13 protein-coding genes are annotated in these 12,534 nt (G+C 69.6%); 8 read left to right on the forward strand and 5 right to left on the reverse strand.

What is annotated here, in order from left to right:
• Window positions 1-48 precede the first annotated feature (48 nt).
• Window positions 49-1,734: an energy-dependent translational throttle protein EttA gene (gene ettA / locus EDF48_RS04875; protein ID WP_111086790.1), complete on the forward strand. Its 1,686-nt coding sequence runs from the start codon at window positions 49-51 to the stop codon at window positions 1,732-1,734.
• A gap of 32 nt (window positions 1,735-1,766) precedes the next feature.
• A complete protein-coding gene (locus EDF48_RS04880) occupies window positions 1,767-2,222 on the forward strand; it encodes a thioesterase family protein (RefSeq protein WP_131878467.1) in 456 nt (151 codons plus the stop codon).
• Here EDF48_RS04880 and EDF48_RS04885 read toward each other — a convergent pair.
• Entirely contained in the window at window positions 2,209-3,072 is an 864-nt protein-coding gene (locus tag EDF48_RS04885; RefSeq protein ID WP_123294002.1) for an acyl-CoA thioesterase II, read from the reverse strand. The genes EDF48_RS04880 and EDF48_RS04885 overlap by 14 nt on opposite strands.
• A gap of 47 nt (window positions 3,073-3,119) precedes the next feature.
• Between EDF48_RS04885 and EDF48_RS04890 the strand changes: the two genes are divergently transcribed.
• On the forward strand, window positions 3,120-3,821 hold the full coding sequence (locus EDF48_RS04890) for a hypothetical protein (protein WP_131878469.1): 702 nt from the start codon (window positions 3,120-3,122) through the stop codon (window positions 3,819-3,821).
• A gap of 37 nt (window positions 3,822-3,858) precedes the next feature.
• Window positions 3,859-4,701, forward strand: a complete 843-nt coding sequence (locus tag EDF48_RS04895; protein ID WP_131878471.1) for an NAD-dependent epimerase/dehydratase family protein — start codon at window positions 3,859-3,861, stop codon at window positions 4,699-4,701.
• A gap of 180 nt (window positions 4,702-4,881) precedes the next feature.
• On the opposite strand, the gene EDF48_RS04900 is transcribed toward EDF48_RS04895, so the two are convergent.
• From EDF48_RS04900 to pepN, 3 genes are all read right to left on the reverse strand, one after another.
• Window positions 4,882-5,376, reverse strand: a complete 495-nt coding sequence (locus EDF48_RS04900) for a globin (protein WP_279432377.1) — start codon at window positions 5,374-5,376, stop codon at window positions 4,882-4,884.
• Complete coding sequence (locus EDF48_RS04905; protein ID WP_123938881.1) at window positions 5,373-6,440, reverse strand: mechanosensitive ion channel domain-containing protein; 1,068 nt, start codon at window positions 6,438-6,440, stop codon at window positions 5,373-5,375. Before EDF48_RS04905 ends, EDF48_RS04900 begins: the two co-directional genes overlap by 4 nt.
• A 77-nt stretch (window positions 6,441-6,517) precedes the next feature.
• A complete protein-coding gene (gene pepN / locus EDF48_RS04910) occupies window positions 6,518-9,097 on the reverse strand; it encodes an aminopeptidase N (protein WP_131878473.1) in 2,580 nt (859 codons plus the stop codon).
• Between the two features lie 122 nt (window positions 9,098-9,219).
• Here pepN and EDF48_RS04915 point away from each other — a divergent pair, with 122 nt between their 5' ends.
• Complete coding sequence (locus EDF48_RS04915; protein ID WP_131878475.1) at window positions 9,220-9,885, forward strand: DsbA family protein; 666 nt, start codon at window positions 9,220-9,222, stop codon at window positions 9,883-9,885.
• A gap of 52 nt (window positions 9,886-9,937) precedes the next feature.
• Here the strand turns inward: EDF48_RS04915 and EDF48_RS04920 are convergent, their stop codons facing one another.
• Window positions 9,938-10,465: a GNAT family N-acetyltransferase gene (locus EDF48_RS04920; RefSeq protein WP_131878477.1), complete on the reverse strand. Its 528-nt coding sequence runs from the start codon at window positions 10,463-10,465 to the stop codon at window positions 9,938-9,940.
• On the opposite strand from EDF48_RS04920, the gene EDF48_RS04925 reads away from it, so the two are divergent.
• The 3 genes from EDF48_RS04925 to EDF48_RS04935 are packed head-to-tail and all read left to right on the forward strand — an operon-like array spanning window position 10,464 to window position 12,531.
• Window positions 10,464-11,072 carry an XRE family transcriptional regulator gene (locus tag EDF48_RS04925; RefSeq protein WP_131878479.1) on the forward strand — a complete coding sequence of 203 codons (609 nt, stop codon included), beginning with the start codon at window positions 10,464-10,466 and terminating at the stop codon, window positions 11,070-11,072. The two genes, EDF48_RS04920 and EDF48_RS04925, sit on opposite strands and share 2 nt — an antisense overlap.
• A gap of 22 nt (window positions 11,073-11,094) precedes the next feature.
• On the forward strand, window positions 11,095-11,592 hold the full coding sequence (locus EDF48_RS04930) for a ribose-5-phosphate isomerase (protein WP_123293994.1): 498 nt from the start codon (window positions 11,095-11,097) through the stop codon (window positions 11,590-11,592).
• A gap of 9 nt (window positions 11,593-11,601) precedes the next feature.
• Window positions 11,602-12,531, forward strand: a complete 930-nt coding sequence (locus EDF48_RS04935) for a DNA-formamidopyrimidine glycosylase family protein (RefSeq protein WP_123293993.1) — start codon at window positions 11,602-11,604, stop codon at window positions 12,529-12,531.
• The last annotated feature ends 3 nt before the right edge of the window (window positions 12,532-12,534 follow it).

The raw sequence follows: 12,534 nt of genomic DNA on the forward strand, positions 1-12,534 counted from the left end.
GTTCCGGGCGCGCGACGCACCGACGGGGTCACTACACTTGGGGCCGATATGGCTGAGTACATCTACCAGATGGTCCGCGCCCGCAAGGCGGTCGGCGACAAGCTGATCCTCGACGACGTCACGATGTCGTTCCTCCCCGGCGCCAAGATCGGCGTCGTGGGACCGAACGGTGCGGGCAAGTCGACGATCCTGAAGATCATGGCCGGTCTCGACCAGCCGTCGAACGGTGAGGCGAAGCTCACGCCGGGCTTCACCGTCGGCATCCTCATGCAGGAGCCGGAGCTCGACGAGACGAAGACCGTCCTCGAGAACGTCCAGGAAGGCGTCGGCGAGATCCACGCGAAGCTCGCCCGCTTCAACGAGATCTCCGCGCTGATGGCCGAGCCCGACGCCGACTTCGACGCGCTCCTCGCCGAGATGGGCACGCTGCAGGAAGAGATCGACGCCGCCGACGCGTGGGACCTCGACTCGCAGCTCGAGCAGGCCATGGCCGCGCTCCAGTGCCCCCCGGGGGACGAGCTCGTCACGCACCTGTCCGGCGGTGAGAAGCGTCGCGTCGCGCTCTGCAAGCTCCTGCTCCAGAAGCCCGACCTGCTCCTGCTCGACGAGCCCACCAACCACCTGGACGCCGAGAGCGTGCAGTGGCTCGAGCAGCACCTGCAGCAGTACCACGGTGCCGTCCTCGCCGTGACCCACGACCGGTACTTCCTGGACCACGTCGCCCAGTGGATCGCCGAGGTCGACCGTGGTCGCCTCTACCCGTACGAGGGCAACTACTCGACGTACCTCGAGAAGAAGCGTGCGCGCCTCGAGGTGCAGGGCAAGAAGGACGCGAAGCTCGCGAAGCGCCTGTCCTCCGAGCTCGACTGGGTCCGCAGCAACACCAAGGGTCGTCAGGCGAAGTCGAAGGCCCGTCTCGCCCGGTACGAAGAGATGGTCACCGAGGCCGAGCGCACCCGCAAGCTCGACTTCGAGGAGATCGTGATCCCCGTGGGTCCTCGTCTGGGCTCGCAGGTCATCGACGCCGAGAAGCTGCACAAGCAGTTCGGTGAGCGCGTCATCATCGGTGACCTGTCGTTCACGCTGCCCCGCAACGGCATCGTCGGCGTCATCGGCCCGAACGGTGTCGGCAAGACGACGCTGTTCAAGACGATCGTCGGGCTCGAACCCCTCGACGGCGGCACGCTGAAGATCGGCGACACCGTCGACATCTCGTACGTCGACCAGAGCCGTGGCGGCATCGACCCGAACAAGAACCTGTGGGAGGTCGTGTCCGACGGGCTCGACTACATCCAGGTCGGCAAGACCGAGATCCCGTCCCGCGCCTACGTCTCGCAGTTCGGGTTCAAGGGCCCGGACCAGCAGAAGCGTGCTGGCATCCTGTCCGGTGGCGAGCGCAACCGCCTGAACCTCGCGCTGACGCTCAAGCAGGGCGGCAACTTGCTGCTGCTCGACGAGCCGACGAACGACCTGGACGTCGAGACCCTCGGCAGCCTCGAGAACGCCCTGCTCGAGTACCCCGGTTGCGCCGTTGTCATCACTCACGACCGGTGGTTCCTCGACCGCATCGCGACCCACATCCTGGCGTGGGAAGGCCTCAACGAGGACGGCACGCCGAACTGGTACTGGTTCGAGGGCAACTTCGAGGCGTACGAGGAGAACAAGATCGAGCGCCTCGGTGCCGATGCCGCGAAGCCCGGGCGCGCGACGTACCGCAAGCTCACCCGCGACTGACCCGCGTGGCGAGACTGCACGCTCCCATCCGCATGCGGTGGAGCGACATCGACGCCTACGGCCACGTCAACAACTCCGCGATGCTGCGCCTGCTCGAAGAGGCGCGCATCGTGGGGTTCTGGGGTCCGGACGCGGGTGAGCTGACGGCGGACGGCAGCCTGCCCGAGCCGATCATCGACGGTCGGCCGGGCTCCGGCACGATGACGGTGATCGCCGGACAGCGCCTCGAGTACCTCGCGTCGATCCCGTACCTGCGCCAGCCGCTCGACATCCAGATGTGGATCGGGCGGCTCGGTGGGGCGAGCGTCGACGTGTCGTACGAGGTCTGGTCGCCGGTCGGGCAGCAGCCGGCGGAGCTCTACACCCGGGCGACGACCGCGCTCGTCATGGTGGACGCCGCCACGAACCGACCTCGGCGGCTGACCGCGGCCGAGCGTGCGGCGTGCGAGCAGTACCTCGAGGCCCCGGTGGAGTTCAGCCGCCCGTAGGGACCCGCATCATGCCCTCCTGCGCCACGGTCGCCAGCAGGCGTCCGTCGCGGGAGAACATCCGGCCGAACGCGAGCCCCCGGCCGCCCTGCGCGCTGGGGGACTCCTGCGTGTACAGGATCCACTCGTCGGCCCGACCGTCGCGGTGCCACCACATCGCGTGGTCGAGGCTGGCGCTCTTCACGCCGGGCGTACCCCAGGCGACGCCGTGCCGCCGCATGATCGGTTCGAGGATCGACAGGTCGCTGGCGTACCCGAGGACCGCACGGTGCAGCGCCGGGTCGTCCGGCAGGTCGCCCTGCACACGGAACCAGACCGCCTGGTGCGGCACGTGCTCGCCCTGCACGTCGACGAACACCGGTCCCTCGACGTGCCGCAGGTCGATCGAGCGCTCGGCCCAGGCCTTGGCGACGGGGTGGTCGATGGTGGACAGGATGGACGCGGCGGACGGCAACGACTCCGGTGACGGCGTGTCCACCGGGTACGGGTCCTGGTGCTCGACCCCCGTGTCCGGCACCTGGAACGACGCGATCATCGAGAAGATCGGAACTCCGCGCTGGTAGGCCTGCACGCGCCGTGTCGCGAAGGACCGACCGTCGTGGATGCGTTCGACGCCGAAGGTGATCGGCACGTCGATGTCGCCGGGGCGCAGGAAGTACCCGTGCATCGAGTGGATGTCACGCCCCTCGATGGTGGCCTGCGCAGCGACGATGCACTGGGCGAGCACCTGGCCGCCGAACACCCGCCCGCCGGGGGACCAGTGGTTCGCGCCGGTGAGGATCGTCTCACCCGTGCTCGCACCGGTGTCCTCGAGTCGGAGTGTCCGCAGGAAGTCGGGTTCGCCGTTCACGTGGTGCAGTCTACGAACACAGGGTGCGCCGGTAGGATCGGTTCGACATGGGCACCTCGTTCACGCTTCCCGACGCCGCCTCCCTCGGGGACCTCCGCACGTACCTCGGACGTGCCGCTCGGATCGAGGACGGTTCGGTCCGGTTCATCGCCGACTCCGGTGTCCTCGCGGTCTACACGGCGATCCTGTACCCCCTCGGACTCCTCGACGAGCTGCCGACGGTGCTCGGCCTCCGCACGTTCTCGCTCACCGAGCCCGCGACGATCGACGCCGTGGTGCCGCTGCAGTCCCTGCTCGAGCGGCTCCGGCTCCTCGCCGAGGAACAGGACGCCGAGCACGCCGACGGCGCCGACCCGACGCGGGCCACCCCGATCGAGGTCGAGCTCCCGCACGAGGTCCACACCGTGACGTGGGCGGCGATCTCCCCGCCCCGTGGCGGATGGGTGCCGCTGCCCGACGTCTCGCCGGAGCTGCTGCGCCGCGCCACCCGTGACGGCATCGCCGAGGTCGCCGACGCCGTCCCGACCAACGCGGGTGAGGCGATCATCCGCAAGGTGCGATCCGAGGTCTGGGGCCGTCCGGTGCCGGGCATCGAGCACCTGCCCGCTGGTGCAGGCTTCGCGGGGGAGAGCCTCGGCTTCCTCGGGCACGACCCGGTCCGCCTGTTCGAGACCGGTCCGTGGAGCCGTCTGACGACGTCGCGCGGGCACGTGCTCGTCAAACGCCGCGCCTGGACCCTGAACCTGTAGCGAACGTCACGTCCTGGCCAGGTGGTTGGCTGGCCGCATGCAGGTCTTGCTCACCGGTGCGTCCGGGTACATCGGCTCTTCCGTCCTCCGCGCCCTCGTCGCCCACGGGCACGAGGTGACCGCCATCGTCCGCTCCGACGAGAAGGCGCAGCACGTGCGTGACGCCGGTGGGCACGCCATCGTCGGGGACGTCACCGACACCGAGGTCGTCGAACGACTGGTGCACGAGACCGATGGCGTCGTCCACACGGCGTCCGCGCCCGACGTCGACCCGGACTTCACCGCGACAGTCCTGCGCGCGTCCGCCGGCACACCGAAGCCGTTCGTGCACACCGGCGGCATCTTCACGTTCGGCAACTCGACGGACATCTCCGAGCAGTCGCCGATCGATCCGCCCGAGCTGACGTCGTGGCGCACGGCGAACGAGGCTGCCGTGCGGGCGAGCGACGTGCGGACCACGATCGTCGCCCCGGGCATCGTGTACGGGCGAGGTGCCGGCATCCCCGCGATGTTCGTCAGCGACGGCACCCAGCCGGTCACGCTGGTCGGTGACGGCTCGCAGCGCTGGACCACGGTGCACGTCGACGACCTCGGCGAGCTCTACGTCCTCGCGCTGGAGCGTGCCGAGCAGGACGGGTACATCGTCGCCGCGACCGGGGACAACCCGACGGTGCGCGAACTCGCCGAAGCGGGAGCGCACGGCGCACCGGTCGTCGCCGAGAGCGTCGATGCTTCGCGCGAGCGACTCGGCGGGGCCTTCGCCGACGCGCTGCTCCTGCACCAGGAGGCGTCCGGAGCCCACGCCCGCTCCGCCTTCGGCTGGAACCCGACGCACCCGTCCTTGGTCCAGGACCTCGCCACCGGCTCGTACGCGCGCTGAGGACGACGAACGGCCCTCGACGACGGCGTCAGCGCCGCCGAGGTTCCACAACATGCCGCGCACCGTTCGCCGAGGTTCCACGAACGGGACGAGGCGGCGCCGAGATGTGCAGATTTCGGAACCTGAACGGCAGTCGGAACCTGGACGACAGCCGGAACCTGGGCGGCTGAAGGGCAGGCGTCAGTCGAAGGTGTTCGTCATGGCGTGCGCGGCGCGGTCGAGGTACGCCCAGAGCTCGGCCTCGTCGAGGGGTGCGAGCTGCAGGGACTCGACGGCCTCACGCATGTGGTGCAGCCAGCGCTCGCGGGCCTCGGACGTGATGCGGAACGGGTTGTGCCGCATCCGGAGCCGGGGGTGTCCGCGCTCCTCGCTGTAGGTGCCCGGCCCGCCCCAGTACTGCTGCAGGAAGGCCGACAGGCGCCAGATCGCGCCCTCGAGGTCGTCGGCCGGGTACATCGGCCAGATGACGTCGTCCTGCTGCACGCCCTCGTAGAACCGGCGGACGAGCCGGTCGAAGGTCGGGGCGCCGCCAATGCGGTCGAAGAGCGAGCCGGTGGCCGAGACGCCGTGCTCGCCGACGCGAAGCGTGATGGGCTGCGCCGGAACACCCGGCACGCCAGGCACGCCGAGACCAGCCCCGCCGGGACCGCTGCTCGGAGGTGTGGGATCGGTCACTGGGGGTCCTTCCCGCCGTCGTGGTGGTCGTCGGTCCGGATGGGTTGCCCGAGCACGTTGCGCTTGGGGCGGCGCGGCTTGGTCGGCGCCGGGGTGGGACGCGTCTGCACCGACCGCAGCCCGTTGATCGAGGTCGCGTTCTCCCAGCCCTCGGGCATGATCATCGCCATCGCCGGCAGGGTGACTCCGATCTCGTCGACGGCGTGCTTCAGGCGGGCGCGGAGTTCGCGGCCGACGACGTCGAGTTCGGAGGCGCGGGTCTTCACGACGAGCCGGAACACCATGCCGTCGGGGGAGACCGACTGCAGCCCCCAGATCTCCGGCTTCTCGACGATGCGCTGGCGCCAGCGGGGCTCCTGCGACATGGTGACGGCGGCCGCGAGCAGGGCGTCCTGCACGGCGTCGATGTCGGTGTCGTAGGGGACGGTGATGTCGACGAGGACCCGCGACCAGCCCTGGGACAGGTTGCCGACGCGCAGGATCTGCCCGTTCGGCACGAACCACAGGATCCCGTTGACGTCGCGCACCTGCATGACACGGAGCCCGACGTTCTCGACGACGCCCGTGGCCTGCCCGGTGTCGACGACGTCGCCGACGCCGGCCTGGTCCTCGAGGATCATGAAGATGCCGGAGAGCAGGTCCTTCACGATCGACTGTGCGCCGACGGCGAGGCCCGCGGCGACGAGCGACGCGCCACCGACGATGCCGACGGCGGCGTTCGGCACCAGGAGCGGGATGATCACGACCAGGGCGATCACCACGACGATGACCGTGGCCAGGTTCTGCAGGACGCTCCCGAGTGTGCGGGTGCGCTGCACGACGCGTGCGGTCTGCACCGGCGACGCGATGAGCGCCTGCGTGTCGGTCGCTCCCTGTCGCTTCTTGACGCCGGAGACGACGCGGTCGACGACCTGACGGATCACTCGGCGCAGGATCAGCCGGAGGATGATCGCGACGAGGATCGTGATCACGATGACGATCGCGTCGTGCCAGGTGGTGACGAAGTCGGTGAAGGCGTTGGAGACGGCCTTCGTGGTCTCATCGGTGGTTGCAGCGAGGCTCATGATCCGGTCGATGCTAGAGGGCGGGGCCTCGGCGTTCCATGAGGAACGCCGAGGCCCCGCCCGTGTTCACGAGCGACTCAGGCGTCGGCAGCCTGCACACGGAGCGCACGCTCCGTGCCCGCGACGCTCTCGGACACGATGCGACGCAGCGCCGGGGTCTCCGGGTGCGCCTCGAGCCACGCGTGGGCGGCGTCGCGGAGCTCGGCCGACGCGAGCGGCGCCGGGTACAGGCCCGAGACGATGGTGTCGGCCATGTGGTAGCTGCGCTCGGCCCAGATGCGGGTGAGTACCTCGAAGTACTTCGGCACGAGGCCTTCGAGCACGACGGGGCTGTTCACGTGCTGGAACCCGACCGTGGTCTGGCGCACGATCGCGTTCGGCAGCTCGGAGGAGTCGACGAGCGACGCGAAGGCGGCCAGCTTGCCCTCGGCGGTCGGGATCGTCGCACGGGCGCGGGCCGCGGCCTGCTCACCCGACGCGGTCTTGTCGGCCGCGAGTTCGGCGTCGACCTCGGCATCGGAGGCGGCACCGGCGAGCACGAGGCCCTCGAGCAGCTCCCAGCGCAGGTCGGTGTCGATCTCGAGCCCGTTCAGTGTGACCGAACCGTCGCGCAGCCCCTGCAGGGTGGCGACGTGCTCGGGCGTCGACGCGATCTGTGCGAAGAACTTCACGAACTGGAACTGGGCGTCCGACCCGGCCTCGGCCGAGGCCGCGAGCTGCCAGAGCGTCTCGCCCACCGTGCGGACCGTGGCGTCGACCTTCGACGGCGCCACGTAGTTGCGCGTCGTCAGGAGCAGCTGCGACAGGGTCGTGCGGATGGTCGTCGACTCGGACTCGGTCGCGATGTTGCCGAGCGCGAGCCGGACGTAGTCGCTGGCGGGCGATTCGGCGTCGCGCGTGGCATCCCACATCGCACCCCACACGATGGAGCGCGCGAGCGGGTTCGCGATGGCCGCGAGGTGCTCGATCGCCGTCGTGCGGGACTGCTCGTCGAGACGGATCTTGGCGTAGGCCAGGTCGTCGTCGTTGAGGAGCACGAGATCGCCGCGCTGCACGCCGACGAGCTCGGGGACCTCGGTGCGTGCGCCGTCGACGTCGATCTCGACGCGGTGCACGCGCACGAGCTTGCCGCCGGACGACGCGGTGTCGGCACCGAACGGCGCGGAGTCGTCCGTCCCGAAGGAGTAGACGCCGATGGCGAGTCGGTGCGGGCGGAGCGTCGGGTAGTCGGCCGGCGCTTCCTGCAGGACGGCGAACGCGGTGATCGCGCCGGACGCGTCGACCTCGATCTCCGGGCGGAGCGTGTTGACGCCCGCGGTCTCGAGCCAGAGCTTCGACCACTCGGACAGGTCACGGCCGCTGGTGGCCTCGAGCTCGACGAGCAGGTCACGCAGCTCGGTGTTCGAGTGGTGGTGCTTCTTGAAGTAGAACGAGACGCCGGCGAAGAACGCGTCGATGCCGACCCACGCCACGAGCTGCTTCAGGACGGAACCGCCCTTGGCGTACGTGATGCCGTCGAAGTTGACCTGGACGTCCTCGAGGTCGTTGATCGTCGCGACGATCGGGTGGGTCGAGGGGAGCTGGTCCTGGCGGTAGGCCCAGGACTTCTCCATCGCCTGGAACGTGGTCCAGGCCTCGGTCCACTCGGTGGCCTCGGCGGTGGCGATCGTGGAGGCCCACTCGGCGAACGACTCGTTCAGCCACAGGTCGTTCCACCACTTCATGGTGACGAGGTCGCCGAACCACATGTGCGCGAGCTCGTGCAGGATCGTGACGACCCGGCGCTCCTTGATGGCGTCGGTCACCTTCGAGCGGAAGACGTAGGTCTCGGTGAACGTGACCGCGCCCGCGTTCTCCATCGCGCCGGCGTTGAACTCCGGCACGAAGAGCTGGTCGTACTTCTCGAACGGGTACGGGACGTCGAACTTCTCCTCGTAGTAGGCGAAGCCCTTCTTGGTGGTCTCGAACACGTACTCGGGGTCGAGGTACTCGGCCAGCGACTTGCGCGCGAAGACGCCGAGCGGGATGGTGCGGCCGTCGCTGCTCGTCAGTTCGTCGCGGACGACCTCGTACGGGCCGGCGATGAGCGCGGTGATGTAGCTCGAGATGGTCGCGGTGGGCGGGAAGGCCCAGGTCGCGTTCTCACCGTCGACGTGGGGCTCGGGCGTCGGGGAGTTCGACACGACCTGCCACCGTGACGGCGCCGTCACGGTGAAGGAGAACTGGGCCTTGAGGTCGGGCTGCTCGAACACCGCGAACATGCGGCGCGAGTCGGGGACCTCGAACTGGGAGTACAGGTACACCTCGTCGTCCACGGGGTCGACGAAGCGGTGCAGGCCCTCGCCGGTGTTCGTGTACAGCGCGTCGCTGACGACCACGAGCTCGTTCTGCTCCTGCAGGTCGTCGAGCTGGATGCGGACGCCGTCGTTCACCGCGGCGACGTCGAGCGCGGTGCCGTTCAGGGTGACGGAGTGCACGGTCTTCGTGATCGCGTCGATGAACGTGGACGCACCGGCGGTCGCGGTGAAGCGCACGCGGGTGGTGCTGCCGAACGTCTCGGCGCCGCGGGTCAGGTCGAGCTCGACGTCGTACGTCTGCACGCTGACGATGCCGGCACGTTCCTGGGCTTCGGTTCTGGTGAGGTTCTCTCCGGGCACGCAACGCTCCATCTTCGCTGAGGACGCGGACGATCGTGGTCCGCGAGGGGGAGTCCCGGCACGGCGTCGTGCACCGGCGGGACGGTCATCCCCAGCCTAGCGACGCCGCGTACGCTCGGAGCGTGAGCGAGACGACTGTGGACAAGACGACGGAACACACGACGGAACACCCGACCGAACGCACCACCGTGGAGTTCTGGTTCGACCCGAACTGCCCCTGGGCCTGGATGACGAGCCGCTGGGTGGGCGAGGTCGCCGAGCACCGCGACCTCGACGTCACGTGGAAGGTGATGAGCCTGTTCGTCCTGAACGAGGACCAGGACATCCCCGACGAGTACCGCGAGCGCATCCACAAGGGGCAGCTCTACCCGCGCATCGTCACGGCGGCGCGGCTCCGGCTCGGCCAGGACATCGTGAAGCCGCTCTACGACGCCCTCGGTGAGCACATCCACCACCGCCAGGAGCAGGACCCCGACCAGGTGGTCCCCGCCGTGCTCGCGGAGCTCGGCCTCGACGCCGACCTGCTCGAGTACGCCTGGACGGACGAGGTCGACGCCGCCGTGCGCGTCAGCCACCAGGACGGCATCGACCGCGTCGGACAGGACGTCGGCACGCCCGTCATCGCCGTCGCCGGCACCGCGTTCTTCGGCCCGGTCATCTCCCCGGCACCCAAGGGCCAGGAAGCGCTCGACCTGTGGGACGGCGTCGTCGCCGTGGCGAAGTACCCCGGCTTCTTCGAGCTCAAGCGCTCGCGTACCGTCGGCCCGATCTTCGACACCACCGCCTGACGCTCCGGCAAGCGGACGGGAGGCGCGGCTCGCCCCCGCCCCTCGGGTCGCGTCAGGCGAGCGGCAGGCGCATGAGCGTCAGGTCCAGCCAGCGGTCGAACTTGCGTCCGACCTCGGGCACGACCGCGACCGTGCTGAACCCGAGCTTCTCGTGCAGGGCGATCGACCCGGTGTTCGTGCTGCAGATCCCGGCCATCATGACGTGCCGGCCCTCGGCGGTCGCCCGCTCGACGAGCGATCGCATCAGGGTCGAGGCGATGCCCCGACCGCGGAACGACTCGACCACGTAGACGCTGTGCTCGACGGTCAGCCGGTACCCGTGGTGCGGCCGCCACTGCGAGTACGTGGCGTACCCGGCCACAGTGCCGTCGACCTCGGCGACGAGCACGGGGTACCCGTCGCCCTGCCGCTCGGCCAGCCAGCCGTCGAAGTAGGCGCGGGGGTGCGGGGTCTCCTGCCAGATGGCGGTGGAGTGCAGCACGGCGTCGACGTGCAGGGCGTGCACGACGTCGAGGTCGCCGGGTCCGCAATCGCGCACCACGACCGGATCCGTCCCGTTCGTCGCATATGCTGTCGTCATGTCTCACATCGTAGACGACGAGCCGGGTCTCGCGGAACGGGCCCTCGGCGAGCGCCTCCAATGCCTGCGCACCGAACGCAAGTGGAGCCTCACCGAGCTCGCCGAGGAGTCCGGTGTCTCCCGCGCGATGATCAACCGCGTCGAGCGCGGGGTGTCGAGCCCCACCGCGACGATCCTCGGCCGGCTCTCCGGCGCCTTCGGCCTGACGATCTCGCAGCTCCTCGACGAGGCCCTCGAGCACGAGGTGCCCAGGGCGACCGACCCCGACGACGCACGTGGCATCCAACGCGGCGCGACCGCGGAGTCCTGGACCGATCCCGACACCGGGTACCGCCGCCGTCCGGTCTCGAGTGCGGCGTTCCCCGCGGACGTCACCGAGGTGCGCCTCCCGGCCGGCCGCGAAGTGGCCTACCCGGCGTCCGCCTACGCGTTCCTGCGGCACTGCATCTGGGTCGTCGACGGCGTGCTCGAGCTCGTCGTCGGCGGCGAGCCGACGCGGCTCGCCGCGGGGGACCGGATCGAGCTCGGTGACCCCGCCGACGTGGTCTACCGGAACCCGGGCGAGGGGCCCACGCGGTACGTCGTCGTGGTGGTCCGGGGGCAGTAGTCGCAGGAATAGGATCGGTTCCATGCGCATCCACCTCGGAACGGACCACGCCGGCCTCGAGTTCAACCAGACCCTCGCAACGCACCTGACCGAAGCCGGGCACGAGGTCGTGGACCACGGACCGACCGAGTACGACGCGCTCGACGACTACCCCTCGTTCTGCATCAACGCCGCGCACGCCGTGGTGCAGGACCAGCGGGCCGGCGTCCAGGCGCTCGGCGTCGTGTTCGGCGGCTCCGGCAACGGTGAGCAGATCGCCGCGAACAAGGTCGAGGGTGTCCGCGCAGCGCTCGTCTGGAACGAGTCGACCGCACTCCTCGCACGCCAGCACAACGACGCCAACGTCATCTCGATCGGTGCCCGCCAGCACACCGAGGACGAAGCGATCCGCTTCGTCGACCTGTTCATCGCCGAGCCGTTCTCGGGCGAGGAGCGTCACGCACGCCGCATCGCGCAGCTGGCCGAGTACGAGCAGACGGGGCACATCGCCGGCAAGCAGATCGACGGCTCGGCCGAGTAGACAGGTCCCATGCCCGAGGGTCACTCCGTCCACCGAATCGCCAACCAGTTCACCCGGCACTTCGTCGGCAAGCGCTGCGAGGTGTCCAGTCCGCAGGGGCGGTTCGCCGCCGGGGCCGCGCAGCTCGACGGCAAGCGGATGATCGCTGCCCGGGCGGTGGCGAAGCAGATGTTCCTCGAGTTCGAGGGTGATCTGTTCCTGCGCGTCCACCTCGGGCTCTACGGCGCGTGGGACTTCGCCGGCGACCTGTCGACCGCCACGGCGCTGTCCGCCGACGACGACGGCGAGGAATCGCTCACGTCCATCGGTGCTCCCCGCCTGGCGCGGTACCGGATGGCCGAGCAGGAGAAGGTCGAGGACCCGATCGAATCGTTCCCGCCGGACCCCGTCGGTCAGGTGCGCGTCCGCATCCTGACCGAGGACACCGTCGCCGACCTGCGCGGCCCGACGGCCTGCGTGGTGGAGACCCCGGCCGAGGTGCAGCGTGCCCTCGACAAGCTCGGCCCCGACCCGATGAACGACGACGGTCCCGAGGCCGAGAAGACGTTCGTGGACAACGTCCGGAAGCGGAACGTCGCCATCGGCCAGCTGCTCATGGACCAGTCCGTGGTGAGCGGCATCGGCAACATCTACCGGGCCGAACTGCTGTTCCGGCAGCGCATCGACCCGTACAAGGTCGGCAAGAAGATCACCGTCAAGCAGGCGAAGGCGCTGTGGGCGGACTGGTCGAAGCTGCTGCACGACGGCGTCCGCGACGGCCTGATGATGACGATGGACGGCCTGTCCGACGCCGAGTACAAGAAGGCGCAGCGGTCGCGCAAGGACCGGCACTGGGTCTACCACCGCCAGGGTGAGCCCTGTCGGGTGTGCGGCACCGAGATCCGGGTGGCCGACATGGCCGGCCGGAAGCTCTACTGGTGCCCGAAGGACCAGAAGTAGCGC

The sequence above is a fragment of the Curtobacterium sp. PhB191 genome, assembly GCF_004346515.1.
Lineage (GTDB): Bacteria > Actinomycetota > Actinomycetes > Actinomycetales > Microbacteriaceae > Curtobacterium.

Bases quoted from the DNA above. Each gene is read 5' to 3' on its own strand.
- ettA (WP_111086790.1), top strand. From the start codon at position 49: ATGGCTGAGTACATCTACCAGATGGTCCGCGCCCGCAAGGCGGTCGGC.
- EDF48_RS04880 (WP_131878467.1), top strand. From the start codon at position 1,767: ATGCGGTGGAGCGACATCGACGCCTACGGCCACGTCAACAACTCCGCG.
- EDF48_RS04890 (WP_131878469.1), top strand. From the start codon at position 3,120: ATGGGCACCTCGTTCACGCTTCCCGACGCCGCCTCCCTCGGGGACCTC.
- EDF48_RS04895 (WP_131878471.1), top strand. From the start codon at position 3,859: ATGCAGGTCTTGCTCACCGGTGCGTCCGGGTACATCGGCTCTTCCGTC.
- EDF48_RS04905 (WP_123938881.1), bottom strand. From the start codon at position 6,440: ATGAGCCTCGCTGCAACCACCGATGAGACCACGAAGGCCGTCTCCAAC.
- EDF48_RS04925 (WP_131878479.1), top strand. From the start codon at position 10,464: ATGTCTCACATCGTAGACGACGAGCCGGGTCTCGCGGAACGGGCCCTC.
- EDF48_RS04920 (WP_131878477.1), bottom strand. From the start codon at position 10,465: ATGACGACAGCATATGCGACGAACGGGACGGATCCGGTCGTGGTGCGC.
- EDF48_RS04930 (WP_123293994.1), top strand. From the start codon at position 11,095: ATGCGCATCCACCTCGGAACGGACCACGCCGGCCTCGAGTTCAACCAG.
- EDF48_RS04935 (WP_123293993.1), top strand. From the start codon at position 11,602: ATGCCCGAGGGTCACTCCGTCCACCGAATCGCCAACCAGTTCACCCGG.